Source organism: Streptomyces sp. NPDC093600 (genome assembly GCF_044764755.1).
GTDB lineage: Bacteria > Actinomycetota > Actinomycetes > Streptomycetales > Streptomycetaceae > Streptomyces.
The window spans coordinates 91,737-114,977 of the sequence record NZ_JBIWIU010000015.1 but is presented as its reverse complement, the minus strand read 5'-3'; the positions used below and the strand labels follow the sequence as shown (position 1 = coordinate 114,977).

28 protein-coding genes and 1 pseudogene are annotated in these 23,241 nt (G+C 70.0%); 7 read left to right on the top strand and 22 right to left on the bottom strand.

All coding sequences use genetic code 11. The annotated features are described in order from the left end of the window. Positions 1-48: 48 nt before the first annotated feature. From ACIRB4_RS28585 to ACIRB4_RS28520, 14 genes are all read right to left on the bottom strand, one after another. Positions 49-831, bottom strand: a complete 783-nt coding sequence (locus ACIRB4_RS28585; RefSeq protein ID WP_403295123.1) for a hypothetical protein — start codon at positions 829-831, stop codon at positions 49-51. A 391-nt stretch (positions 832-1,222) separates the two neighbouring features. Beyond that, complete coding sequence (locus ACIRB4_RS28580; protein WP_403295122.1) at positions 1,223-3,016, bottom strand: type IV secretory system conjugative DNA transfer family protein; 1,794 nt, start codon at positions 3,014-3,016, stop codon at positions 1,223-1,225. A gap of 46 nt (positions 3,017-3,062) precedes the next feature. After that, positions 3,063-3,815 (bottom strand): DUF317 domain-containing protein, encoded by a 753-nt coding sequence (locus ACIRB4_RS28575; protein ID WP_403295120.1) that lies wholly within the window; start codon positions 3,813-3,815, stop codon positions 3,063-3,065. Next, positions 3,812-4,342: a hypothetical protein gene (locus ACIRB4_RS28570; RefSeq protein ID WP_403295119.1), complete on the bottom strand. Its 531-nt coding sequence runs from the start codon at positions 4,340-4,342 to the stop codon at positions 3,812-3,814. The genes ACIRB4_RS28575 and ACIRB4_RS28570 overlap by 4 nt, the downstream gene beginning before the upstream one ends. A 90-nt stretch (positions 4,343-4,432) precedes the next feature. After that, positions 4,433-5,257 (bottom strand): DUF317 domain-containing protein, encoded by an 825-nt coding sequence (locus ACIRB4_RS28565; RefSeq protein WP_403295118.1) that lies wholly within the window; start codon positions 5,255-5,257, stop codon positions 4,433-4,435. Positions 5,258-5,285: 28 nt separating this feature from the next. Then, the gene (locus tag ACIRB4_RS28560; protein ID WP_403295116.1) at positions 5,286-6,086 is read right to left on the bottom strand and encodes a DUF317 domain-containing protein; all 801 of its coding nucleotides are present in this window, start codon (positions 6,084-6,086) and stop codon (positions 5,286-5,288) included. Further along, entirely contained in the window at positions 6,083-6,466 is a 384-nt protein-coding gene (locus ACIRB4_RS28555) for a hypothetical protein (protein ID WP_390388292.1), read from the bottom strand. The genes ACIRB4_RS28560 and ACIRB4_RS28555 overlap by 4 nt, the downstream gene beginning before the upstream one ends. Before the next feature lie 201 nt (positions 6,467-6,667). After that, the gene (locus tag ACIRB4_RS28550) at positions 6,668-7,114 is read right to left on the bottom strand and encodes a hypothetical protein (RefSeq protein ID WP_403295115.1); all 447 of its coding nucleotides are present in this window, start codon (positions 7,112-7,114) and stop codon (positions 6,668-6,670) included. 23 nt (positions 7,115-7,137) lie between these two features. Next, positions 7,138-7,752, bottom strand: coding sequence for a hypothetical protein (locus ACIRB4_RS28545; protein WP_403295114.1), 615 nt, complete (start codon positions 7,750-7,752; stop codon positions 7,138-7,140). 23 nt (positions 7,753-7,775) lie between these two features. Continuing rightward, positions 7,776-8,534 (bottom strand): hypothetical protein, encoded by a 759-nt coding sequence (locus ACIRB4_RS28540; RefSeq protein WP_403295159.1) that lies wholly within the window; start codon positions 8,532-8,534, stop codon positions 7,776-7,778. A gap of 23 nt (positions 8,535-8,557) precedes the next feature. Beyond that, positions 8,558-9,247, bottom strand: a complete 690-nt coding sequence (locus ACIRB4_RS28535) for a hypothetical protein (RefSeq protein ID WP_403295113.1) — start codon at positions 9,245-9,247, stop codon at positions 8,558-8,560. A gap of 13 nt (positions 9,248-9,260) precedes the next feature. Further along, positions 9,261-9,683: a hypothetical protein gene (locus ACIRB4_RS28530; RefSeq protein ID WP_403295111.1), complete on the bottom strand. Its 423-nt coding sequence runs from the start codon at positions 9,681-9,683 to the stop codon at positions 9,261-9,263. Positions 9,684-10,100: 417 nt separating this feature from the next. Further along, positions 10,101-10,526, bottom strand: coding sequence for a hypothetical protein (locus ACIRB4_RS28525; RefSeq protein ID WP_403295109.1), 426 nt, complete (start codon positions 10,524-10,526; stop codon positions 10,101-10,103). Between the two features lie 99 nt (positions 10,527-10,625). Further along, positions 10,626-11,123, bottom strand: a complete 498-nt coding sequence (locus tag ACIRB4_RS28520; RefSeq protein ID WP_403295107.1) for a hypothetical protein — start codon at positions 11,121-11,123, stop codon at positions 10,626-10,628. A 245-nt stretch (positions 11,124-11,368) separates the two neighbouring features. On the opposite strand from ACIRB4_RS28520, the gene ACIRB4_RS28515 reads away from it, so the two are divergent. Together ACIRB4_RS28515 and ACIRB4_RS28510 are read left to right on the top strand one after the other, a co-directional pair. Continuing rightward, entirely contained in the window at positions 11,369-11,548 is a 180-nt protein-coding gene (locus tag ACIRB4_RS28515) for a hypothetical protein (protein ID WP_403295105.1), read from the top strand. Between the two features lie 190 nt (positions 11,549-11,738). Beyond that, a complete protein-coding gene (locus ACIRB4_RS28510) occupies positions 11,739-12,380 on the top strand; it encodes a hypothetical protein (RefSeq protein ID WP_403295103.1) in 642 nt (213 codons plus the stop codon). Here ACIRB4_RS28510 and ACIRB4_RS28505 read toward each other — a convergent pair. From ACIRB4_RS28505 to ACIRB4_RS28490, 4 genes are all read right to left on the bottom strand, one after another. Continuing rightward, the gene (locus tag ACIRB4_RS28505) at positions 12,377-12,571 is read right to left on the bottom strand and encodes a hypothetical protein (protein ID WP_403295101.1); all 195 of its coding nucleotides are present in this window, start codon (positions 12,569-12,571) and stop codon (positions 12,377-12,379) included. The genes ACIRB4_RS28510 and ACIRB4_RS28505 overlap by 4 nt on opposite strands. A gap of 29 nt (positions 12,572-12,600) precedes the next feature. Continuing rightward, positions 12,601-13,755, bottom strand: a complete 1,155-nt coding sequence (locus ACIRB4_RS28500; protein WP_403295099.1) for a hypothetical protein — start codon at positions 13,753-13,755, stop codon at positions 12,601-12,603. Further along, positions 13,752-14,210: a hypothetical protein gene (locus tag ACIRB4_RS28495; protein WP_403295097.1), complete on the bottom strand. Its 459-nt coding sequence runs from the start codon at positions 14,208-14,210 to the stop codon at positions 13,752-13,754. The genes ACIRB4_RS28500 and ACIRB4_RS28495 overlap by 4 nt, the downstream gene beginning before the upstream one ends. A gap of 334 nt (positions 14,211-14,544) precedes the next feature. Beyond that, positions 14,545-15,353, bottom strand: a protein-coding gene (locus ACIRB4_RS28490; protein WP_403295095.1) for an IS5 family transposase whose coding sequence is annotated in 2 segments (ribosomal slippage) — positions 14,545-15,014 and positions 15,014-15,353 — 810 coding nt in all. Because the reading frame shifts where the segments join, the coding sequence is not laid out codon by codon here. A gap of 871 nt (positions 15,354-16,224) precedes the next feature. Here ACIRB4_RS28490 and ACIRB4_RS28485 point away from each other — a divergent pair. Then, positions 16,225-16,365, top strand: a complete 141-nt coding sequence (locus ACIRB4_RS28485) for a hypothetical protein (protein ID WP_403295094.1) — start codon at positions 16,225-16,227, stop codon at positions 16,363-16,365. Between the two features lie 644 nt (positions 16,366-17,009). On the opposite strand, the gene ACIRB4_RS28480 is transcribed toward ACIRB4_RS28485, so the two are convergent. Further along, positions 17,010-17,573, bottom strand: a complete 564-nt coding sequence (locus ACIRB4_RS28480) for a hypothetical protein (protein WP_403295092.1) — start codon at positions 17,571-17,573, stop codon at positions 17,010-17,012. A gap of 20 nt (positions 17,574-17,593) precedes the next feature. Further along, positions 17,594-18,502 (bottom strand): hypothetical protein, encoded by a 909-nt coding sequence (locus ACIRB4_RS28475; RefSeq protein ID WP_403295090.1) that lies wholly within the window; start codon positions 18,500-18,502, stop codon positions 17,594-17,596. 292 nt (positions 18,503-18,794) lie between these two features. Here ACIRB4_RS28475 and ACIRB4_RS28470 point away from each other — a divergent pair, with 292 nt between their 5' ends. Further along, positions 18,795-19,166: a hypothetical protein gene (locus ACIRB4_RS28470; protein ID WP_403295088.1), complete on the top strand. Its 372-nt coding sequence runs from the start codon at positions 18,795-18,797 to the stop codon at positions 19,164-19,166. Beyond that, positions 19,163-20,149, top strand: a complete 987-nt coding sequence (locus ACIRB4_RS28465; RefSeq protein ID WP_403295087.1) for a glycosyltransferase — start codon at positions 19,163-19,165, stop codon at positions 20,147-20,149. Before ACIRB4_RS28470 ends, ACIRB4_RS28465 begins: the two co-directional genes overlap by 4 nt. A 7-nt stretch (positions 20,150-20,156) precedes the next feature. Here ACIRB4_RS28465 and gltX read toward each other — a convergent pair whose 3' ends face one another. Continuing rightward, positions 20,157-21,533, bottom strand: coding sequence for a glutamate--tRNA ligase (gene gltX / locus ACIRB4_RS28460; protein ID WP_403295157.1), 1,377 nt, complete (start codon positions 21,531-21,533; stop codon positions 20,157-20,159). A gap of 358 nt (positions 21,534-21,891) precedes the next feature. On the opposite strand from gltX, the pseudogene ACIRB4_RS28455 reads away from it, so the two are divergent. Both ACIRB4_RS28455 and ACIRB4_RS28450 read left to right on the top strand, forming a co-directional pair. Further along, a pseudogene (locus ACIRB4_RS28455) lies at positions 21,892-22,201 on the top strand (XRE family transcriptional regulator); the annotation flags it as partial. Beyond that, a complete protein-coding gene (locus tag ACIRB4_RS28450; RefSeq protein WP_403295086.1) occupies positions 22,188-22,655 on the top strand; it encodes an NUDIX hydrolase in 468 nt (155 codons plus the stop codon). The pseudogene ACIRB4_RS28455 and the gene ACIRB4_RS28450, both read left to right, overlap by 14 nt. On the opposite strand, the gene ACIRB4_RS28445 is transcribed toward ACIRB4_RS28450, so the two are convergent. Continuing rightward, the gene (locus ACIRB4_RS28445) at positions 22,643-23,203 is read right to left on the bottom strand and encodes an HD domain-containing protein (protein WP_403295084.1); all 561 of its coding nucleotides are present in this window, start codon (positions 23,201-23,203) and stop codon (positions 22,643-22,645) included. The genes ACIRB4_RS28450 and ACIRB4_RS28445 overlap by 13 nt on opposite strands. Between the last annotated feature and the right edge of the window lie 38 nt (positions 23,204-23,241).

Sequence of the window (23,241 nt, the reverse complement as noted above, 5' to 3'; positions counted from 1 at the left end):
CTGCCCCCGGGCGGCGCGGCGCAGGCGCCGGCGCGGCAGTCTTCTGGATCAGCGAAGACGGGTTCGGGCGGGCCGCGCCGCGAGCGCGGCGGGCCGCTTCGAGGCGGGGGCGGGGGGACGGCCGAGCCGAAAGGCGAGCGCCACGCGGCCGGCGTCGGTCAGGTACAAGCGCACCGAGAGCGACGAGTCCAGCGGGCGGGACGCGCGGGTGACCCAGCTCCGCGCCTCCAGGGAGCGGACCGTGGCCATGGACAGCCGGTCCAGCCGCAGCCAGGCTTCTGCGACCGTTCGGGCGTCCACGCTGACGTAGCCCTGTGCGACGGCCAGAAGGCACAGGTACTGGGAGGACGACATCACAGCGGCGGGCTCGGCGCCGTGCTGGGCACGCACCGCGACCGCGAGATTGGTGGCGGCACCGACGAGGTCGGGTGCTCCCAGGGCGGTCAGGGTCCTGGCCGCATCCACGTGCCGCCCCGCCTCGATGAGCGTGTCCTGGACGTGCTTCGTACGGCCACCGGGCCGCTGCGCCATCTCCTCAGCGGAGAGAGTACGCAGGAGGCTCTCGGTGATCCGCAGGTCGTCGGCGGCTGTCGCGGCCTGCGTGGCGAGCAGCGTCATCCGGATGTAGATGTCGTGGGCGACGGGATTGAGGGGCAGGGGGATCCGTGCGGTGGCCTTCTGGACGTCCTGGACGTACCAGGAGATGGCGCCCGCCCGCGTGGCGAGGGCCTCGGCGATCTCCCGCGAGAGATGCTCTCCGACACGCAGGAGTTGCAGGTCGTCGTGGAAGCTGGCGAACTCCTCGGCCAGGGCGAGGAGACGAGCAGGCATCGGGATCTCCGGTGACTGCGGGCTGACGGGGTGTTCGTGCTCGGCCGGCGTCACAGGCACCGCCCCGACTTGGCCGTTCGCGTGACGGTCGAGGAAGCGACCGGGGGCATGCCGAAGAGCGTGGCGGGAATCGCTTGGGCGAACACCGTGATCGGACCGCGGTAGGAGCGGGGGACGTCGCCGGCCGCCGCCTGCCGACGGGCGTCGAGGCGTACGGTCACGTCACGGTGTGCGGCGCAGGGACGGATCCGGCCGGCGAGCGCACAGGCGACGTCATGCGCGGTCAGGGTGTTGGGAGACGTGGGAGAACCTCCGTTCAGGAACGTCCTGTTCGTGGGGCCGGTGTGCGCGGACAGGGCCGGAGCCCGTCAGTGGCAGGGGAAGTGGACCGCTACGCGGCCTGCTCGAAGTCGCCCTTGGACGGTCGCTGTTTGGCGACGGCGCGGGCGGTGATGGCCTGCGAGGCCCGGGCGGAGGCGGCGGCGAGCTCGTCGGCACCGGGCTCGGCGTACCAGGGGCGCAGGTCGAGCATGGCGACGCGCATGCCGGTGGCCAGGCACAACGCGCTGCCCTTGGGCAGGGCGCGGATGGCGTCGGCGGGCAGGATCCGCTCCTGCCGCATGCTGATCGAAGTCGACTTGCCTGACTCGGAGACCGAGGTGGAGGTGGTCTCCACGTCGTGGTCGCCGATCATCCGCGAGAGCTTGTCGGCGAAGTCCGGATCGTCGATGCCCGAGCCGATCACCTTCACCGTGGCCGCCGACCACATCGTGTCCATGCCCGCGTCACCCCACACCTTCTGGCCCTGGCGGTAGGACTGCAGGATCGTGATCGGGATGATCCCGCGCGACCCGAGGTGGGAGTACAGGTCGGGCAAGTCGCTGATCTTGCACACGTTGGCGGCCTCGTCGAGGATCGCGAGCATCGGTGGGTCCAGCCGCCCGCCGGCGCGCTCGGCCTGAGCGGTCGCCGCACGCATCACGGAGTCCGCGCACGCCGCGATCAGCGCTGAGGCGCCGCCGCCGCCGTCCTTCGACAGCAGGAACAGGGTGTCCGTGGAGGTCACGAAGTCGGCCGGCCGGAACTCGGGTACGTCCTTCTGAGGGGTGACCCAGGCGGCGATCTCGCTGTTGAGGAGGGCGGCTGCGTACTGGCGGGCGGTCTCGTAGATGCCGTCCCGCGTCTCCGGCGGTCCCTCCACGGTGCCCTTGAGCTGGGCTGCGACCGCGGCGAAACCGTGATCGCGGAGGATGTCGAGCGGGGTGCGGTCGGCCGGGAAGGCCAGCCACTGCATGATGTCGGTGATCGGCCGCTCGTCCAGGGCTGCGGCCAAGAGCAACTGGGACAGGATGTTGCTGCCGGCCTTCGACCAGAAGTCGCCCTGCTGGGAGGCATCGACGCTCGCGGCGAGGAAGTGCCCAGCGAGCCGTCCGGCACCGTCGAGGGTCTTGGCGTCGGCGAGCGGGTTCCACCACATGGTCCGCTCGGCGTGGGCGATCTGCTGCGGGTCCATCGACCACACCCGCCCCACCAGGCAGCGGGCGTCATAGGTGGCGGTGTAGGCGTCGCCGGCCGCCTTGTTCGAGGTCAGCAGGACCGGTCCGGGCGCGGCGAGGATGGAGGGGATCGCCAGGCTGGTGGTTTTGCCGGAGCGCGGGGCCATGATCGCGACGGCGACATCCTCGAAGCCCATGCGGACCTCGTGACGGGTCCCGGCGAGGTTGCCGAGGAGGACGCCGGCGTCGCGCGGCTCGATGTGCTTGGCGGCCTTCAGGCTCGGCCGCAGCGAGCGCGCCTTGGACTCGATGGCCTTGGCGAGCAGCGGCTCGATGTCGCGGGCCTTGGCCATCCCGTCGACCTTCTTCTTCCGGCCACCACCTCGGTTCTTGTACCGCAGCCACACGGCTCCGCCAGCGGCGGCGAGCAGCAGCGTCACCAGCACGGGGATGACGCGGGTGGCCAGGAGCAGAGACGTTTCTCCGGCCTGCGGCCACAGCTGTTCGGGGCGCAGGAGAGCATCGGTCGGCCGGTAGGGCGCCCACGTGCCGGTGCCGGTGGCCCAGGCGGTGAGGTTGCCGCCGAGCCAGGCAATGGAGGCGAGGGGAAGGCCGACGGCGAAGGCTCCGAGGAGGACCTTCAGGGCTATGTCGTAGCCGTCGGAACTGGAGGAGGGAGCGGAGCGCAAGCGGTGGTTCCTTGAACGGTGCGGCCCCTGGTGGGGCGGGGGAGCGTCAGCGGGCGCGGCGGGGCGCCGGCGGCGGGGTGGGAGGCGCGGGTGGTGGCGGACTGGCGCGGCGGGCGGCGAGACGCTCGATCCGCTCCGGCAGCGTGCGGGCGACGCTCTCGGCCGGCCACTCCTGCCAGTGCAGGGTGATCCTTCGGCGGGAGAGGCCGACGGTCTGCTCGTGGGAGCGGCGTACCGGCTCCGGATCGGCGAGCGCCTGCAGGAACGCGGCCACGAGAACTCGGGGTGTGCCGCCACTGAACCGGGCTTTCCACACGGGGTCGTCCTCGTCGAGGCTGGCCGTGATACGCCAGTTGCGGCTGCCGGAGAGATTGAAGTGCTCGCCCCTCACACGGCCGTCCGGCGAGCGGAACTCCCCGTTGCGAATGGAGTCCCATCCGGCATCCCACAGCGGCTGGTAGGGGGCGGATATCGCCCGCGCGTTGTAGCCGAGGTCGGTGAGCGCGTCGGTGACCGAGGCGATCAGCTCGACGGGTGTCCCGCCGTCGAAGGAGGCGTTCCAGACCGATCCGGTGCGGCCGTCGCGATGCGAGAGGTGCCACCACGGCTCGTTCGGATGGGGCTCGAGGCGGAGCATCGACTTCTGGTCGGGGCTGGTCAGGATGACCCGGGGCATGAGCGGGTCGTGGCCGTGGCTCCACCCGGCGCCGGCGTGCAGCGCGGCGGTGACCCAGGCCGGGTCGCCGGGGCCGGCGAGGTAGCGGGGCGAGATGAGCGCCTGCTCGACCTTGACGCTCACCCGCGCCTCCCCGCCGGGCGTCGTACCGGCGACGCCGCCGGGGCCGGTACGGCACCCAGGATCCGTGTCGGTGCCTTGAGGGCGACGGCGTGGATGTCGAGGAGGGCCCGGCCCTGGGTGGCCCAGGTGTCCAGGGAGTCCCACGCCTCCTCGTTGCGCTCGGCAAGAGAGTCGACGAACTCCTCCTGCGACACCGGCGGCAAGGCCCGCCGGGCTTCGCGGACTTCGGCATGCCCGCGCTGGAGCGTCTCCAGCTTCTCCAGGGCGCGGGCGAGCTCGGCGAGCTGCCACGCCCATCGGGGCTCGATGTCACCGGCGTTGATGTGCTGGAGCTGGACGGCGGCCGTGGCGAGCAGCTCCCGGGCCGAGGGGCGGACTTCCTGGAGCGCTCTCCAGGTCTCGGAGTCCCGCTGGACCATGCGCCAGCCGTACGACACCTCGTCGTACGGCCAGCCGTCGGCGTCGGCGTGCTCGTCGGAGTAGGCGTCCCAGGCGGCGAGGATCGCCTCGCTCTCGGCCAGGAACACCTCCAGCCCCCTCAGCAGGAGGGCGTGCCGGTCGGACGGGAAGGTGGTGGACGGTGTGGGCAGGGTGTTTCCTTGTGTCGAAGGCGGTGGTCAGCGGCTGCGGGCGGGCGACGCGACGACGGGTGGGTTCGGCGCCGGCTTGGCCGCGACCGGCGGCGTGGAGGGACGGTGTCGGCGGGCCTCGGCGAGACGCTGTTGGTGCGCGGTCACGATCTGTTCGCCGATCACGATTTCCCGGCCCACGGTCAGGTGCGGGCTTTCGTCGATGGCGAAGCGCGGGCGCGGCACGGGTGCCGGGTCGGACAGGGCGGTGGCGACGGCGCCGAGCACATGGCCGGGCGTTCGGATGTCCAACGAGGCCCGCCACAACAGCCCCTCGGGCCCGTACGGTCCCCGGTGGCGGGCGACCTCGATCTCCCAGCCGCAACGGCCCATGGAGGGCGAGATCCGCTGCTCGACCATCGCGGTGCGGTCGGGCGACATGATCTGGTGACCGCCGAACTCATCGGTGGTGTGCTCCCAACCGCGTGTGGTGAGGATGGCCGCGAAGTCTTCCCGGGAGGTTTCCTCCGGCTCGGGGAGCAGGAGGGTGTCGGTGAGTCCGGCGACGATCTCCACCGGCGTGGAGCCGCTGAACGCGGCGTACCAGTTGCTGGGGCCGAACCCGCTCACCGTCCACCAGTTGCGCGTGTACTGGGCGGAGGGTTTGAAGACCAGCTCGTGCTGCTGGTCGGGGCTCTGCATGCGGATGTCCGGGTGCAGAGGGTCGCAGGGCGTGCCCCAGCCGGCGGCGCGCAGGGCGTGTGTGACGTGCCGGGGGTCGCCGGGTCCGGCGAGGTAGCGCGGGGAGACCGGCGAGCCGAGCTTGTTCGTGTACTCGTTGGCGAAGGCGTCGAGCTGACGCCAGGTGATCACGGTGGTCCTCCTTCTGGCTAAGGACGGGTCAGCGGCGGGTCCGGGCGCCGTTGGCGGGGGTGTAAGGGCGGGGGGTGGAGCGCGGCCGGGAAGTGCGGGCGCTGTTTCGGGCCCAGGTGGCGGCGCGGGCGGCCGTGATCCGGGCCTGCTGCCACGCGCTGAGCTGGGAGGGCTTGACGGAGACCGACCAGGTGCGGATCTGCGTGCTCAGCGGAACGTGTCCGCGCGGACGCAACACGGGGTCAGGGTTGGCGAGTTCGGCCGAGAAGGCTTGCACCAGGTGCATCGGCGTGCTCGGCGAGAAGTTCGCGGTCCAGCCGTTGCCCTGGCGGTCCTTCGCCCCGGCCCACCACATCGCCTCGCCCCCGGGGCCCTGGTGATACTGCATCCACGCAGTGCCGTCGGGGCTGGTCGCGGTGTAGTGCTCGCCCTCGAAACGCGTGTGCCAGTTCTGCTCCTGCAGCGGCGCCCAGACGTTGGGGGCGTGCGCGGAGCGCGGACGGGTGAGGGCGTCGGTGAGGCCGGCGACGATCTCCACCGGGGTCTGCCGGCCCAGGTGCGCCGACCACTCGTCGCCGTGACCGCTCGCAGCGCCGTGGACGGTCCATCCGCCGGGCAGAACGTAGGGGTCGTACGAGATGCGGATGGTGCGGTCCGGGCTCTCCATGGCCAGGGGACCGCCGGTCTTGGAGTGGTCCCGCCATCCTGAGGCCCGGAGGAACTCGGAGACGTGGCGGACGTCGCCACCGCCGGCGAGGCCGCGGGGATGGACGAGGTAGTGCTGCTCGGCCTGTTCGCCCGGCCCCCAGCCCTGCCACGTCCTCTTCATCGGTGCCGCCGGATGACGAGCGGGGCGGGCACCGGTGGCTTCGCCGCTGTTGCGGCGGGCTGGGCACCGACCCGCCGGAGGGTGGCACGGTGTTCGTCCAGGTCTCCTCCGATGGCGTCGAGGTCGTTGGCGGCCCTGCCGAGGGCGAGCCACACCTCGGCCGGCAGCACGCCCCGCTCGGCCTGAGCCTTCGCGAACGTGCTGCTGACGGACACGAGGCCGGTGACGCCGTCGAGCAGTCCGTCCTCCGGGTCGAGTACATGGGCGATGACCTGTACCGCTTCGTGGGGTGGGAGCTGGGCGAGGTGGTCGGTCAGCAGGCCGAGCTGTCGGGCGATCTCGTCGGCCAGTCGCACGGGGTAGGGGGCGGGGTGGGACATGCTCCTCCGGGTCGGTGGGCGGTCAGTGGTGCTGGTGGCCGGCACGCTGGGTCTCGGCGAGGACCGACTCTGGGCGGGCGCCGGCCAGTGGGGAGACCTGGTCGGGGGCGGTCGGGATGCAGGCGCGCAGGTAGCGGCGGAACAGGGCTGTCGCGAGGCGGGGCTTGAGCAGGGAGGTGATCGGTGTGGGTGTACGGGGTGCTACGGGTTTCTCCGCCGGTCGAGCGGGGCGGGGCAGGCGGCCCCATCCGAGGCCGGGGCCGCACGAACGGTCTTACGGGGTGCGACGGGCTGGTGCGGGGCGTGAGGAGGAGGGGGCCGGTCCGGGTTCCGCGGTGGGGTGTGGGCCGTGCGGGCAAGGGCCTCGTGCGCGGCCTGCTGGAAGGCGGCTTCGTCGAAGGCTTCCGGAGTGCAGTTGACCTTGTATCCGGCCAGGCGCAGGGCCAGGATGGCTCGGGTCGCCAGGCGTTTCTGCTCATCGGTATCGAGGTGATCGGGCACGGTGTGCCAGATGTAGAGGGGCGAGCCGACGGGGTACTCGTGGCGCTCCAGACCGAGCTGTTCCAGCAGTTCGTGGAGCGCTGCGGGAGCACCGGTGGGGGTGTCGGCGTGGATGGTGGTGGTCAACGGCTTGACGTAGAGCTCCACGTGGCCACGATCTCCTTTCTGGGTCAACGGCGGCGGGCAGCCGGGGACTGGGCGGGGCCCGGCGGCAGCGACGGGGCGGCCGGCTCTCGCGGAGTGCCGGCGACGTGGTCGCGGGCGAGGCGGATGAGGTACGCGGCGTGGGACAGCGAGTCCGCGGTGTCCCCGAGTCGGGCGACGGGACCGGCTTCCTCGCCATGGGCGTCTTGGCGGATCGCAGCGTTCCAGGCCCCGACCACGACTTCCCGGACGAGGGGAAGCAGCCCGTGGACCGGGGCGGCGATCTCGGTCAGGACCTCGGCCACCTCACTGCTGGTCTTGGCGGCGAAGGTCCGTTCGGCGAGCTGGGCGATGTAGCGCAGGGCCGCCTCCCGTTCGCCGTCCGGTGTCGCCAGCGTGTTCAGGGCGGGGTCGAGGTGGACGCTGTGGCCCGCGGTGAGCAGGGCGTGCGCGGCGGCGGTCGCCTTCAGGCGCTGTTCCTCGAAGGGCAGTGCGTGGGGGAGCCGGTGGTAGTCGCCGCGGGGCCCGGGGGCGGAGAGGAAGCCGGTTCGTTGAAGGATGTCCGCCGCCCGTTCGGTCCCGCCGATGGCGACGACCAGACCCGTGCGGGGGTCCTGGGTGATGGTCACGTACTCCAGCACCTAGAAATCGGGTTCCTTCTGGCTCATCGAGCCCGGGCGGCCGGGGCTCGGGTGCCGGCCGGAACATGTGGCACGGACGCCGGGACCGCGGTGGGCGCGGTCCGGCTGGCCGGGTGCTGGAGTGCCGTGCCGATGCCGAGGGCTTCGAGCTGGGGGCCGATCGCACGCAGGGCACGGGCCTGCGCCTGGGTGTCATCCGTGCCGAGGCGGTAGATGCCGCTCTGCGGGTCCTGGATGAAGCCGTTCGCTTCCAGGACGGCACCGGCCTGGTCGCCGACGGGGGCGGTGGCGACGCTGCCGTCCGGCTGCCAGGTCAGGACGAGACGGTCCGGCTGGGAGGGCTGGATGCCGCCCAGGGCGTTGTCCCGGACCTGGGAGAGGGCGCTGTCGTAACGGACAAGGAGGTCGCCGGCGACCTGCTCGGCACTCAGGAACGGGTCGTCCGCCAGGGCGATGCCGTTGGGCTCGGGGACGGCGCGGTACGCCTCGTCGGGCAGGGCGCGCGGGGCGACGGCGGCGACGAGGAAGCCGTCGCGCTCGTCACGCCGCTCAAGGAGGACGAGCTGGGCGCCGTCCGGGCGGCTCAGGACGGCTGCCTGCCGCAGCGGGTGCTCGGTGAGGGAGGCGGCGACCAGGTCCAGGTCCCAGATGCGATCAGCGAGTTCGGCGAGATCGTCCTTGGCGTCCGGCGGGACGTAGGAGCTGGTCCAGGTGTCGGGGAGTTCTCCGGCGAGGACGTCGGCGTACGAGGCGAGGCGTTCGGAGGTGTCGTGGTGGTGCATGGTGTCCTTGGGCGAGGTGAGGGTCAACGGCGCAGGCCGGCGGCGACCGAGGGCGGCGGGGCCGGAAGCGTGCGCGGCGGGGGAGGGCAGGCACACACGGCGGAGCGTTCGCGTTCGGTGGCGGGGACCTCTTCGGTGCAGGTGCTGCGGCCGGGGTGAGGGGCGTGCCGGTCGGCGAGCGCGTCGCGGGTGTGGGTGAGGTCGCTGCGGAGGACGCTGAGATGCTCGTCGGCGAGGTAGTGCAGCCGTCGGGCGATGTGCGGGTCGGCCACCTCACCGAGCCCGTCATGGAAGTCGGCGGTGGCAACCAGCACCTCACCCAGAGCGGTGAGAATGCCGTCGTGGGCGGCGGTCAGCTCGGTCAGAGCATCGGCCACTTCGTCGGTCGTGGTGGCTTCGTGGATCCTCTGGGCGAGGTGAGAGACGGAGGCGCCCAGCGGCAGGTAACTGGCCGGACGGGAGCCGAAGTCCTGGTGACAGTCGACGTGGTACCCGGCGACGCGAAGCCGTGCGACGGCGCCGGTGGCGAGGCGGGTCTCGTCTGGCTCGGTCAGCCCGGTGGGGGTGCGGTGGTAGGTCTCGTGGAGACGGACCACGGCGACGAACCCGGCGCGCTGGAGGATGCTGTGCGCCCCGGGGTCCCCGCCGCGCGCGAGGACTTCGTCGGAGTGCGGGTCGCGGCGGATGTCCAGGAAGCGGTCGGCAAGGGGCAAAGAGACGTCTCTCCTACAAGGCTCGATGGACCGGGGGCCGGGCGGCGGACGGCGTGGTGGCGACCCGGGGCCGGACCAGGTCAGCGGCGGTGGTGTCCAGATCCTGCTGGATGCCGTGGAGGCGGTGGGCGATCAGCTCCAGGCGGTGCGCAGCATCGACACCGGCGGCGCCGGGAAGGCAGGCGATGCGATGTGCGGTGTGTTCGACGAGTCCGCGGACCGTGGCCAGCGGTCCGGCCTGCTCGTCGGCGAGCTGCGCGACCACACTCGCGAGCTGGGACGACACCGCCGGTACCGGCCGGGAGACGCCCCGAGCCGCAGATGCGGTGCGCACCGCGATCAGGCCCAGGTCCTCCTCGACGCGACGGGCCTCGCCCGTGAGACGCCGCAGGACGTCGGCGGGCGGAGCATGCCACGCACCGTCGAGGTGGACCACGTTGGCGATCAGGTCGAGACGCCCAGGCTGGGCCTGGACGGCGATCCACCGGCAGCCGTGTCCCTTGCCCGGGATCTCGACGCCCGCGGCGCGTACGAACCGGTGGACGACCTCACCCCACTCCGGGCCGGTCAGCGGCCGGTCGTCGGGGTGGAGCCGGACATCGAGGTGGAGGATCGCCCGCCGGTCGCCGTCCGGGCCGGCGGCGAACGGATGCTCCAGGAGGGCCTCGTCGAGGTGATCGGCCCACCGGGCGAGCGTCCAGGTCCTCCTCGAGTCCAGGGCATAGTCATCCAGGCCCGGCCAATGGGCTACGAGGCTGCGCTCCGGAAGTCGCTCGTTCGGCGAGATGGGTCGCCCCAGGGCTTCGGCGAGCGGATCGTACGGGGGTATCGGTCAGCTCGTGGAGACGCGGGATCACCGGCCGGCCCGGACGTCGGCGACGTGCACCAGCTGGCCCACGGCGGTGGTGGTGTACCAGCCGCAGTCGATCAGGGCGTTGTCGCCGGGGTACTTCGGAAGGAGGGCGTCCTCCATGGCCCGCAGGTGGATCAGGCAGTCCGGGCAGCGGCGCGAGAGGTGCACGAGGTACCGGGGGTGGGCGGTGATGTAGGACTGCTGTTTGCCGGTCGCGTCACGCAGACGCCAGCCGTCCTCGTCGGTCGGCAGATGCCAGGACGGTGCGACCACGCGCATCGCGTCGCCCCACAGCTCGCCACCGGCTACGCCCTTCAGGATGACGACCGTGTCGCCGGCCTGGAAGTGGGCGTGGGTGACGTCCCGGTCGGGAGTGAGCGGGTCGGGAGTGAGCGCGACCACGGGGTCGGACGGGAGCTGGGACATGCGATTCCTTCCACGCGGGGCGGATGTGGTGGGAGGAACAATGGTCCGGAGGATCGCCGGTTTGGCTAACCGGCGATCGTCGGCTATGTTCCGCAGCCGTCAGCGGAAGGGGTTCTCCGTCCCGCGATCGTCCTCGCCGGCGGCGTCGAGGAGTTCGAGCAGGTCAGAGCCCTCCGCATCGCGCTGGTCGATCCACCACCCGGCGCGGGTGATCGAGCGGGCCTTGTCTTCCAGCTCCGCCCAGTCCGCTTCGTCCCACGACCCCTCGACGACCAGGGCGGTATGTGCGGACATCATCAGCTGGTGGCGGGATCGCTCGCCCCAGTCCAGGGCCTTCTCCGGTCCCTCCAGCTGCGGCATGTCGAACTGCTTCGCCCACGCGGCGGCAGCCTCCTGCTCCGCGGCACGCTTGGCCGCGAGCCACTCCTCCTTGGACTCCGTGTCAGCGTCGCGGGCTGCCTTCCAGCAGTCGGTGCAGTCCCGGTCGGCGAGCCAGCGGGCGAAGCCGGCCCGCCGGTCGGCGGGGCGGTCGGACAGGTCATGAATGACCTGGTGGGAGCACGCGTGCTCGACAGTCCACTTCGTACGGACGGCCATAGATAGTTCTCCTCAAAACGGTGGGAAGGTGGAGGCGACCTGGATCAGGGCGTCTTGTGCTGGCCTCGGGGCGGGCGGCGGTGCCGGCCGCGGAGGATCAGGTGTCCGGCGTGCCCGAGGCGTCGGTGCGCGGCGAGCTGGACGGCTCGACATCGGCCTGCGCCCTCCAGGTCAGTTCTGTAAAGTTCCGTCAACTAGTGTTCACGCGTGTCTTACGGGTGCCAGGGTGATCTCAGGATTAGTTCATGAGCACCTCTCAGGAGAACGTCCCGGAGTCGAAACCCAAACAAGAGCCGGCCTCCGCGAACTCGCACAGTGAAAAAACGGAAAGAACCGGTTTTCGAGTCGGCCTGGCGTTGCTATCTGCCATGGTCGGGGGAGCAGTCAAAGCAGTCGTCGAGCACTTTCTGAAAGACAACAAGTGAGCGCCGTCAGGGGGGAGTTGTGACAGAAGTGAGGCTGAGTCTGATCGCGCTGCCTTCTGAATCAGAGGTCCCGCTGGGCTCGCATCGCGATCTCTTAACTGCCCTGCATACCCTCTATCGGCTAGCTGGGTTCCCGAGCACCCGCGCGATCAGCAAGGCGATCACGCGGTCAGATTTCGCTAGGGACTCCATGTCTCATCAGACCGTTGCCAATATTTTGGCGGGGCGTCGCGTGCCGCGATGGCTCAAAGTGGAAGCACTGGTGGATGCGCTGCTCACCCTTGGGAGACGGGAGACATCGCTGTCCGAGATTGACCGCTTCCGAAGTCTCTGGGAGGCGATCAACGTTCCTGCAGTTGAACAGCCTGAGTCGCCCCCTGAGCCTCTGCCGCTACCCGCACCCGAAGCGACCCAAGCCGTTGAGGTTGGAGTACTGGCGAGACCTGCACTCGGGCAGGCCGGTCCGTCGACTGCCGATGATGAGCCGAGGGAGTGGCAGGTGTTGATGGATGCGCCAGCTGGCGAAGGAAGTTCACTTCGCACAACTATTGTTGCAGCAGGCTGGAATGGGCCCGAGATGTTCAACGTCTCCTTTCTTCCCGGAATTTTTCGAGTGGAGTTGAACCTTCGGCACCCTATGGGTAATGAGATCTGGAAGGTGATGGACGGCGAAGATGAGCAGGCGGCAACAACACTTGCGCTCCTTCTCATTTCCTGGGCCCGAATGGAGGACGAAATGCCTTCGGGCAGGGCGATGGAAAGGATTCGCACCGCCAGAATGGACTGGAGTCGCTATGCGCGCCTGTTCATCGAAGATCTCAGCGACACTTAATCATTGAGCAGCCTGCCGAAGGCGATGCTGCCGCCGCTGGTGGTGGCCCACAGGACGATGGCGACGGGCGCCATGCCGTTGGGGAGGCGGCCGACGAGGGTGCCGCTGAGCAGGCGGGCGACGTACGGGCTGCCCAGCACCGCGCCGTAGGTGATGCGCGGGGCCGGGGCCGGGGGTGCGGTCAGGGACAAGAAGGGCTTTCTCTCGGGGAGGCGACGCCTCAGCGGTGGCGGGCGGCCGTGCTGGTGCGAGGTGGCGGCGTGGGCGGTGCGGTGTCCACGGCAGGGCCGGGGCGGAAGCGCGGCACGGGAGTGCGGTGCGGCGGCAGGACGGCGACGGTCGCGCCGAGGTCCTCGGCCGCCTCTTCGACTTCGCGGGTGAGGAACGCGACCTGGCGGCCGAGCGCGGCGAGCCGGGCGGCGATCTGCCGGCCCTGCACGGTCTCCAGCGCACCGGCGAACTGGGCGCCGGTTTCCAGGAGTTCCTGGAGGCGGACCATCGGGCCCGCGTCGTGGCCCCGCTGGGTGACGCCGAGGAGCGCGTTGGACGCGTCACCGGCGTGCTGGGACTCGACGATGTCCCGGATGAGTTCTTGCAGCGACACCTCGGGCGCGGGCGCGGCCCGGTTGAGCTCGGAGACATCGGCCCGCAGTACACCGGGCGGAACTGCGGCGGGCAGGATCTGTCCGGCTTCGTATTCGTGGGCGTAGTGGCCGATCACCTGCCAGCCCGGTGCGTCCGGGTCGCCTCTCAGCGCGACCACCGTCGAGTCGTCGTCCTCGACCAGGTAGGCGAGGGTGATCGGCTGGCCGTCCGCGGCGTACCAGGACTCGGTGAGCTCCAGCTCGCCCCGCCTCTGCGCGGCCCGGGCCCGCGCGGTCCACATCTGCTGCTCTTCCCCGGTCAGCGGGGCCTTGTGATGCTGGCGCTGGTCGAGGTCGGCGAGGTGGCTGGCGATGAAGCCGTGGTCCGCCCACGCGGTGAGATGTGGCCACAGGGCCTTGTACTGGGCACGTTCGCCCGCGGTGCCGGGGGCAGTCGGCCGTTCGAGACCCCGGCGGATCGCGGCAGTGGAGGCGGCCAGGCTGTCCAGCACGGTCCGCCACCCGTCCAGGTGCCGGGCGGGCGGCAGTTCGTCGAGCGCACGGCGGGCGGTGTCGAGCAGGGCATCGGCGCCCGGCGCGAGATACGTGGTGTACGCCTCGACGGCCGCCCTGTCGCGGCGAGCCCGTACATCTGCGACGGCGTCTGGGCGGACAGTGCGGCCGTAGCGGTCGCGGGTCATGTCCAGCGCGGTCTCGGTCTCGCGGTCGATGACCGCCATCCGCAGCCGGAAGTTGCGGGCCCCGTCGGTGAGGTTGCTTCCGGGTGTCATCGGGATCGCCCGCCGCCTGCGGCCGTCAGGTGGACGGTGGGCGCGTAGGTGGGCCTTGGCGGGATCGGCCGGGCGGTCGGCGGGGAGGTGGTGGGTGGCGCGGCGCGCTGTGTGGTTCGGCTGGCGGCGGCCTGCGCGAGCCGGCTGCGCCGCTCCTGCAGTCCGTTGGGGCGGGCCGGGCGCGGCGGGCCAGCCGATGCGGCGGGGTCGAGAGTGATGTCGGCGTGCACCGTGTAGCCCTGTCGCCGCAGGTCGTGGACGGCCAGGCGGGTGCGTCGCGGGCCGTCGTTCTCGGGGTCGACGAGCCGGTACAGCCGGGGCTGCCCGGGGACGGGCTCGAACTGCTCTCGCTCCAGGAACCAGTGGGCGAGGTGCGCGGGCATGGAGGGGGTAAAGGAGGCGACGAAGCCGTGGTCCTTGTGGGTGCCGAAGGCGAAGTGGGTGCTGGGTTGCAAGAGGCTGGGATTCTCCTCATGGGTCGATGGTGGAACTGGGATAGCGGCTGTCATGTGGAGGACGGAGCGTGGCCACGTGGCGCACTGACGTGGAGACGGTGAGGGGCGGTGGGGCGCGCTCAGGCTGGCATGGCGTAGGAGGTCTCGTTGCCGGTGGGCCGTGCGGCGGACCACGGCTACCCGATGGCCTCGTTGGCAATGGCTGTTAGGTGGTAGACGCTGTCGTCGTCCTTAGGAACTCCGTCCCCGCAGGGCGGCGCGCCCAGGTGCTGCTCGCCCGTGGAGATGCCGACGACGCCCATTTGCAGGAACCGTTCGGTCCTAACTGATCATTTCAGAATGAGGTTCGGAGTCGTCGCAAGCAGATGATGCTGCATGCGAGTTGGAGCAGACCGAGGTGGAGGTCGGCACGTATCTCGTAGCGGATCCGGAGTCGTTTGAACTGGTGGAGCCAGGCGAAGGTGCGCTCGACGACCCACCTGCTCTTGCCCAGGCCGGATCCGTGGGCGGTGCCCTTGCGGGCGATCTTCGGCGTGATGCCGCGGGCACGGAGAAGCCTTCGGTACTTGTCGTAGTCGTAGCCGCGGTCGGCGAACAGCCGCCGCGGCCGGTGGCGGGGCCGGCCGACCAGACCGCGGATGCGGGGGATCGCGTCCAGCAGGGGCATGAGCTGGGTGACGTCGTGCCGGTTTCCGCTGGTCAGCGACACGGCGAGGGGTGTTCCGTGCCGGTCGGTGATCAGGTGGTGCTTGCTGCTGGGCCTCGCGCGGTCGACCGGCGAAGGTCCGGTGTGAGCCCCCCTTTCAGGGCCGGGACGTGCGAGCCGTCGATCGCGGCGTCGTCCATGTCCAGCAGGCCGACTCTGCGGAGTTCCGCGAGGAGAGTCTCGTGTAGGCGGGGCCAGACGCCGGCCTCGGTCCAGTCGCGCAGACGTCGCCGGCACGTCACCCCGCTGCGGCCGATCGTCTCGGTCGGCACGTCCGCCCAGGTCACACCGGTGCGCAGGACGTAGACGATCCCGTGCAAAGCCGCACGGTCGTCCGTCGGCAGCCGGCCCGGATACCGCCGACGCCGCGGCGGGCGAGGCGGAAGCAGTGGGGCGACGCGACCCCACAGGTCATCAGACACAAGATCATCCGACACCCGCAGAACTCTGCCGCCCACCAGCCCAACTGCCAAGCCTCCGAGCCAAACTCATTCTGAAATGATCAGTAAGGACCGTCCCGTAACTCAGGACCAAGACCGGTGGACCTCTACAGACAGGTCAACTTGTCCGATTATGCAAGGACTCGCGGCTTCGACTGGAGTCGGGCCAAGCGGGTCAACCGGACACTGACAGGCGGGATCTGGAGTTACGGGACAGCCTTTAGCCCGTAGGCGGCGGCGATGCCGGGCGGGATCTCGCCCTATAGACCGGAGTCGGCCATAGCCAGGTGTAGGGCTCTGGCGCGGATGCGGTCGGTGGGTCCAGCAGCGACCTCGGTTCCGGGTGATGGACGATCCTGTCGTACGCGGTGAGGAACCGCTCCGTAATCGCCCTTGTCGAGCGAGGCACGCCGGGGCGTGCAGCCGGGATCGCGGCTGCACTCAGGATGATTCGCACGTCAGCGAGTCGGCACCTCCCGGGGCCGACTTGGATAGGCGGTGCGACCTTCTTGCCGCTCTGCGGGAGGCGTCGACCAGTAAAATGAAATCCTGAGCTGCAGTTGTGAAATTACTCTGGGGCCTGAGAGATGCCGAGTTGATTGAGCCAGCCGATACTCGAAACCCAACTTCCCTTCGTAGTGGGCCAGATAACCGCTGACTGCTGGGAGTGGGCTAGAGCAATCACGTCGGGCTTCGGCCGTCCAGACAAAAGAACTGCTCTCTTTGGCTGGTCCAAAAAGCGTGTGTAGTCAGCCAACTGGCTCAGTGCCATGCGCACGCTCTCCCGATCGGTCTTAACTTTCGCCTCGATCAGAAGGTAAGCCGAGTCCACCCAAATGTCTGTGAACATGGGAGCATGATCAGCTGTATGCCTGATCTGCAGACTGAGGGTCGAATGGCCGACGCGGTTCAGGTGTTGGCAGAATTTGAGGACGAGTTTGTTCTCCGGGCGGATTTTCACGGTATCCAGGGCGTTCTGGTCGCAGAGCAAGTCGCTACGCTCGACTGACCTGAATCTCACAACTTGTGAGTCGCAGACAGCGGCGAGCTGACCAGGAACGTGGGCCACGGTCTCTGTGGGGCGCAACTTGAACACAGGCGGATAGACGAAACCATCTCCAACCCGCATGGGTTGAGGCGGCCCCACGTCTTCTAGGACGAATTCGTCGATATACCGCGCGGTGCGCCTTCCCGTCTCGAAGGCATGGATGGGGCGTCCCTCTTCGGCTGCTGCGAGGAGCAGAGCATTCGAGGGGTGGCTCAGAGCATTAAAGTGTGGCACAGGACGGTCGAAGACGGGCGAAGCGCCCAGGTAGTGCAGGAATCCATCCGCACGCCAACCAGCGACGTCCTGCGGGATGTTTGGTGTCCGCATTAGTAGGCCAGCATGAGAACCCCGCCGATCGGCTCGGATGCCGGACTGTGCAGCCAGGATCCCTGAATCCCTGAGCACGGCGATGTCCCAGAAGTCTCCAGGTCTACCTCTGAGATGTCCGGTGCGTGATAGCGCGCTCCGTACCACAGACTGGCCCTCGCTCTCGGATTGAAGTAGGTGTGCCTGAAGTGAACTCGTCCTGAACGTACACGGCAGCACTGACACCATCAGCGGCGTTGGTGGCCAGCACCCAGTCAGACGTCCTCGCGGCGGGGCGGTCAGCGACGGGCGGCTGTACGGGACGTGCGCGGCGTTGCGGGAAGGGGGGAGGCTGTGGACGGCGCTGCGGAGCGGGCCGGCGTGACGGTGGGCCAGGAGGCGGGGTTGCCGAAGTCGGTGAGAGGGTCGGCGTCCCTGTCGACGACGGGGCCGGAAGCGGCGTACATCGTGGGGAACACCTCGACGCCGGACGGACGCAGGACGTATCCCCACTCCACGTCCATGTTGGCGACGGTCGTCTCTGTGACCGTGATGCGGGTCGGGGGCGGGCCGTCCGGGGTGATCAGGTTGTCCAGGGTTCGGCTGGGCCAGGGCTGTCCGCCGGTAAGGGCGGTGACGATCCCGGGCGGTGCTCCGTCGAGGAGATCGCTGCCCAGCTCCTCCCAGCCGATGGCGACGTTGTCCACGAGGTGCCGGGTCATCGCCTCCAGATCACGGCCGAAGCGGTACTGAAAGGCGGTGACCAGCAGCGGGAGCTTCGAAGCGGGCGTGCCGTCGAAGCTCACATACACCCCGGTGTACCCGGTGGCGGTGGGACGGGCGATGAAGGATCCGGTGGTCAAGGAGAACGCTCCAGGAGCGGTTAGCGGCTGGGGGAGGTGCCGGACCTCGGTGAGCTGGGCGGAGCCGGTGGGAGGGGCGGCGTGGGTTTCCGGGCTGCGGACGGTGGCGCGGGGACGGGGGCATACTCGGCGCGGAGGTTCTCCAGGTCGGCCTCGGCCACCTTGGCCATGGCTGTGCGGATGCTCTGGGCCGCTTCCCGTAGAAGGCGCTGGGCCTGGGGCGTGTGCCGGTGGTCCTGGCCGCGCCAGAGAGCTACACCGACGATGTGCCGGGCGATGTGGTCGAGCACCGGCGCGGTGATTCCGGCCAGGTGGTGCGTGATCGTGCTGACCTCGGCGGGCGTCTCGGCCGCCCCCAGGGCGGAGAGGAACGGTGTCAGGACTGGGAGCGGCAGGGGCTCCTGCGGGAGCGGATGCTCGGCGAGAAAGGCTGCCGCGTCCCGGCGGGCGTACCCGCGAAGCACCCTCGGGGGCGTAGCGGTCCTCGTGTCGGGGGCATTGAGCAGTCCGAGTTGGGCCAGCCGCAGGTCGATCGCATGGATGAGGGGCGGGACGCTGCCGCCATGCACGGCTTCGGGCCGATCAGGAGTGCCGGAGTCGTAGATCACCTCGAACAGCGCTTGGTCGTCAGGGTGCTCGCGGGTCACGATCCACCCCTCGGGGTCCCCCGGCGGGCGGTCGGACGAGGGCTCCTGAGGTGGGCCGATGATCAGGTGGCTGTCGTCGGGGAGCGAGACGCGCACGATGTAGGCGCTGAGGCCGTACTCGATGTCGCATTCCAGCCCGCGCTGGCGCAGGGGCGTGGTGATGTGTGAGTGGCGGGACCACAGCTCCTGCCACCAAGGGGCGCCGACGTGGCGGTGATCGGGAAGCGGAGCGAGCCGGCCAGTGTGACGGGCTTCTGCGAGGTTGTCGCCGTCAGCGTCCACGGCTCCTCCGGCGGAGAGTAGACGCGCTGCGCGGTGAAGGAGTGTGGCATGCGGGACCCCGCTGTGGCTCCTCGGGCCGGCAGGCGGTCCAGGCGGCGTCGGTGGGGTTGAAGGGGCGGTTCAGAGGTCTCCTTGACGAGGTGACGTCGGCGCAGGTGCTCCGGCGCGGGTCAACGGTGACGTGCGCTCGGTGGGGGCGACGGCGGTGCCGCTACCGCCCGTTGGGCGGGCGCGGGCAGGAAGCGGTGGAGGTCGAGGTGAGCGTGGAGTTCCTTGGCCGCTTCGCCGATCGATGGCCCCTGAATCGGAGGCGCTGCTCGTCCAGCACCTCGGCGCCCCGTTCGCCGACCGCCTGCGTGCAATGACGGCCGACCACCGCCTCGAACAGCGCCCCAAGGCCGCTGGCGACGAAACCCGCTGGCGCTTCAAGCAGGCTGCGCTCCCACCCGAGGACCTCCTTGTTCGGCTCGCCGACCGCCTCCACAACCTGCGCGATCTCGCCGCCTCGCCCAACCTCGACAGGCGCCGACGGTTCCTCCGAAGCCTGCAGGACTTCTACCTGCCGCTCGCCGGCGCCGCCCGCGGCCTCAGCCCCCACCTGGAGGCCATGTACACGCTGCTCCACGCCGAGTACGTCCGACACCACCAGGAGGTACGTCCGTGAAGCGGGTCGTCTACTCAATGGAGCCGGTCGGCCGGACCGGCGGCCGGGTCTACCTGCGGATGCTCCACGAGGCGACGGCCGACGACGTGGAGTGGCGCACGGTCCCGGACCACAAGCGCACCTACCGTGTCCGCCGCTGGCGCAAGCTCCGCCACCTCGCCCGCCTGGCCCCGGCCATCCGGGCGCTCGACAGCACCACCGGCACCTTCATGTGGGACGACCTGAGCCTGTTGCTCTTCACGCCAGAGATGCGGGCCCGCACGGTATTTCTCCTGCACCACTACGAGCCGCTGCAGCACGACTCCGCCCCGGTCGAGGCCATGCTCTGGGAGCACCTGTTCCGCGTACTGCCCCAGTGCGCCGCCGTGGTCTGCGTCGCCCCCTACTGGGCCGACTTCCTCCAGGCCCGAGGCGTCCGCAACGTCCGGGTGATCTACAACGCCTTCGACATGACGGAAGTCGAGCGGGCCCGCGGCTTCGACCGGACCGAGTGCCGCGCAGAGTTCGGTCTGTCGCCGGACGTGATCGGCGTGTACGCGGGCAAGGCCGTGCACTGGAAGGGCACCGAAGAGGTCTCGGCGACCCTGGCCGGCGCGCCCGGGCTGCGGGTGATCACCAGCGGCAGCAACACCATCGGCTTCGACGGCGCCCACTACGACGTCGACCGCGAGCGGTACCTCCGGCTGCTGTGCGCGTGCGACGTCGGCGTCTTCCTCCCCCAGATGCGGGAGGGCTGGAGCCGCTGCGCGGCCGAGGCCCTACTGCTCGGCCTGCCCTGCCTGATCCGCCCGGCGGCCGGCCTGGGCGACCTCGCCACGCTGACCGGCCAGCCGGCCCCGGACCTCGGCCGACTGCCTGCGCAGGTCCGGGAACGCGCGGCCGCGCGTCAGACGGAGACCAAGGCAGCGTACGAGGCCCTGGCCCGGTTCGATCTGAACTACTTCGGCAACGCCTGGGGCGACCTTCTCGCGAAGGTCGCCTGAACGGCGACTACGCCTGCGCGGCGGCTAGCTTCTTGGCCGCCGCGTCCAGACGGGCCAGTACGCGGTCCCGGCCGAGCAGCTCCATGGACTCGAACAGCGGGAGTCCGATCGTGCGGCCGGTGACCGCGACCCGGATGGGCGCCTGGGCCTTGCCCAGCTTGAGTCCGTGCTTCTCGCCCACGGCGAGAAGCACGGACTTCAGGTCGTCCGCCTTCCAGTCCGGGACGGTGGCCAGCTCGGCACGGGCGTCGGACAGGATGTCGCCGGCGCCGGCCTTCATCGCCTTGTTCCACGACGCCTCGTCCTCGACCGGCTCGTCGAGGAACAGGAAGTCCACGTAGCTGGTGATCTCCGACAGCAGGGCCAGTCGGGTCTGGGCCAGCGGGGCCGCCACCTCGAAGAGGTCCTTGTCGAACGCCTCCGGCGCCCACGGTGCGTACGGGGCGACGAGCCACGGCGCGCAGGCGTTGGCGAACTGCTCCGGCGAGAGCGCGCGGATGTAGTCGCCGTTGAACGCCGTCAGCTTCTTCACGTCGAAGAACGCCGGCGCGGTGTTGACGTCCTCGATCCGGAAGAGCTGCTCCAGCTCCTCGTACGGCATGATCTCCCGGTCGTCGCCAGGACCCCAGCCCAGGAGCATGAGGTAGTTCACCATCGCCTCGGGCAGGAAGCCCTCGGCCAGGTAGTCCTCCAGCGCGACCTTGTCACGGCGCTTGGACAGCTTCTGCCGCTTCTCGTTCACGATCACCGGCAGGTGCGCCCACACCGGCGGCTTCGCGCCGAGCGCCTCCCACAGCAGCTGCTGCTTCGGCGTGTTCGACAGGTGCTCCTCGCCACGGATGACCTGCGTGATGCCCTCGTCCAGGTCGTCGACGACGTTGGCGATCAGGAAGACCGGGGACCCGTCACCACGGGCGATCACGAAGTCCTCGATGGCGCTGTTCGGGAACGCCGGCTCCCCGCGGATCAGGTCGACCACGACGGTCTCGCCCTCGTCCGGCGTTCGGAACCGCAGCGCCCGGCCCTCCTCGAAGGCCAGCCCCCGCTCCCGGCAGAACCCGTCGTACCCGAGTTGGTCCGACCCGGTGCGTTCCTTCAGCTGCTCCCGGGTGCAGTCGCAGTAGTACGCCCGGCCGGCCGTGAAGAGCTGCAGGGCCGCCTCGCGGTGCCGGTCGGCGTTGTGCGACTGGAAGTACGGTCCTTCGAAGGCCGCGTCCTCGCCGTGGATGCCGATCGCCGCGAGCGCGTTGATGATCCCGTCGATCCACTCCGGCTTGTTCCGGGCCGCGTCGGTGTCCTCGATCCGCAGGACGAACGTGCCGCCGGACTGTCGCGCCACGGCCCAGTTGTAGAGAGCGGACCGTGCACCACCGACATGGAACATGCCGGTCGGGGACGGGGCGAAACGAACGCGAACCGGAGCAGTAGACATGCGCTCCAGGGTACCGACGCAGGACACCCCCTCTGGACCACCCCGCCCACCCCCCGCACCGTCGTTTTCTGGCCGTCTTCGCCCTCTACTCACGTCTCCTTCCATCTCTCCCGATGCCGCCGGTCCCCTTGTCCCAGGCCGTTCACCGTTCCGAGCGACAGCAGCGAGGCCCCGCTGTTCCACAGGCCCGAGGTGATCGCGATGGACGGCGAGGATGTCGTTCGTCGTGGCGAACTTCTCAGCTGGCCCGCTGAAGTGCGTGGCCACAAAGATCGCAGCGCCGACCTTGAAGCGCGCTTTCGCACCGAGAGGAATCGGCGACACGCTCGCGGCGAAGATCGCCTCCCCGACCTACTACCGTTCCCTTCTGGGCAAGCCGGGGTGCGAGGTACGACTGCACGACACCACCCTGTACACCTCGCTCTTCCTCTACGACGAGAACCTGCTGGTCTTCCTCACGTGTGGGGGCGCCCGGCCAGCGCCAACCCGCTGCTCCACCTCAGACAGGGCACCGAAGGCGGCTGGTTCGACAACTACGCTCAAAGCTTCGACGCCGTCTGGGCCGCGCACGGCCGGGGACACCCGACCAGGAGGGGACCGCCGCACATGGGCAGGACTGAGTACTACAACGACCCCGACGCCCCCAAGGCCAACACCCTCATCCCCGCCAGCAACCTGCTGGTCGTCGACGACAACGGCGCCATCCTGCTCCAGCGCCGCCGTGACACCGGCCAGTGGGCGCTGCCCGGCGGCGCCCAGGACATCGGCGAGACCGCCGCCGAGTGCGCGGTACGCGAGTGCCTGGAGGAGACGGGCATCGTCGCCGAGATGACCGGCTTCCTCGGCGTCTACACCAACCCGAACCACATCGTGGCGTACACCGACGGCGAGATCCGCCAGCAGTACGAGAACACCTACATCGGCCGCCCCGTCGGCGGTGAGCCCACGATCAACGACGAGGCCGACAGCGTGCGCTTCGTCCAGCCGGCCGACCTCGACCAGTACGACATCCACGCCAACATGCGCCAGCAGATCGGCGACTACCTCGCCGGCACCTACCCCTACCTAGGCTGAGCCGCCAGCGCGGCCTCTACCCGTTCCACGGCTGCGAAGATCTCCGGCGCAGCCCGGCAGATGAACCGCCCGACCACGCTGTCGTCCCCGTAGCGGCCAAGGATCTCCGCGACCCGCTCCTCGGCGGTGGCCCGGCCGCCGTCGGGCGCGGTCGTCATGTCGCAGTAGACGAGCGCGTCCACTAGCAGCGGCTCCTCCAGCAAGGGGAACTCGCTCACGAGCCCCCCGCAGCCCCGCTTCTCGGCCTCCAGGAGCGCGAACGAGTGGTTGGCCACCAGCCGTACGAGCCGCTCGTCGGCACCGTGCTCATCGCGGAGGAACCGGGCCCCGTCCAGTGGATAGAACCCAGTCGTGGCCAGGCGCGGCGCGTACCCGACGTCGTGCAGTGTGGCGGCAGCGATGAGGAGGCCGGCGTCCTGGCCGAAAACCTGACTTACTTCGACTGCGCCCTTGGCCACTCCCTTTGTATGCACCCACCTCCGTGGAAGCGTGCTGCTGAGCTCGGCCTCCGCGACCTGCGTCGCCCATTCCTTGGTGAGACCACCCATTAGAGCTCTCTGCTCGGCGCTTGGCCCGCACAAGCCCC

What these genes read in the sequence shown, in the direction of transcription:
- ACIRB4_RS28585 (WP_403295123.1), bottom strand. Translation starts at nt 831, where the DNA reads ATGCCTGCTCGTCTCCTCGCCCTGGCCGAGGAGTTCGCCAGCTTCCAC.
- ACIRB4_RS28560 (WP_403295116.1), bottom strand. Translation starts at nt 6,086, where the DNA reads ATGAAGAGGACGTGGCAGGGCTGGGGGCCGGGCGAACAGGCCGAGCAG.
- ACIRB4_RS28555 (WP_390388292.1), bottom strand. Translation starts at nt 6,466, where the DNA reads ATGTCCCACCCCGCCCCCTACCCCGTGCGACTGGCCGACGAGATCGCC.
- ACIRB4_RS28540 (WP_403295159.1), bottom strand. Translation starts at nt 8,534, where the DNA reads ATGCACCACCACGACACCTCCGAACGCCTCGCCTCGTACGCCGACGTC.
- ACIRB4_RS28525 (WP_403295109.1), bottom strand. Translation starts at nt 10,526, where the DNA reads ATGTCCCAGCTCCCGTCCGACCCCGTGGTCGCGCTCACTCCCGACCCG.
- ACIRB4_RS28520 (WP_403295107.1), bottom strand. Translation starts at nt 11,123, where the DNA reads ATGGCCGTCCGTACGAAGTGGACTGTCGAGCACGCGTGCTCCCACCAG.
- ACIRB4_RS28515 (WP_403295105.1), top strand. Translation starts at nt 11,369, where the DNA reads ATGAGCACCTCTCAGGAGAACGTCCCGGAGTCGAAACCCAAACAAGAG.
- ACIRB4_RS28510 (WP_403295103.1), top strand. Translation starts at nt 11,739, where the DNA reads ATGTCTCATCAGACCGTTGCCAATATTTTGGCGGGGCGTCGCGTGCCG.
- ACIRB4_RS28500 (WP_403295099.1), bottom strand. Translation starts at nt 13,755, where the DNA reads ATGACACCCGGAAGCAACCTCACCGACGGGGCCCGCAACTTCCGGCTG.
- ACIRB4_RS28485 (WP_403295094.1), top strand. Translation starts at nt 16,225, where the DNA reads ATGCCTGATCTGCAGACTGAGGGTCGAATGGCCGACGCGGTTCAGGTG.
- ACIRB4_RS28470 (WP_403295088.1), top strand. Translation starts at nt 18,795, where the DNA reads ATGGCCCCTGAATCGGAGGCGCTGCTCGTCCAGCACCTCGGCGCCCCG.
- gltX (WP_403295157.1), bottom strand. Translation starts at nt 21,533, where the DNA reads ATGTTCCATGTCGGTGGTGCACGGTCCGCTCTCTACAACTGGGCCGTG.
- ACIRB4_RS28450 (WP_403295086.1), top strand. Translation starts at nt 22,188, where the DNA reads ATGGGCAGGACTGAGTACTACAACGACCCCGACGCCCCCAAGGCCAAC.
- ACIRB4_RS28445 (WP_403295084.1), bottom strand. Translation starts at nt 23,203, where the DNA reads ATGGGTGGTCTCACCAAGGAATGGGCGACGCAGGTCGCGGAGGCCGAG.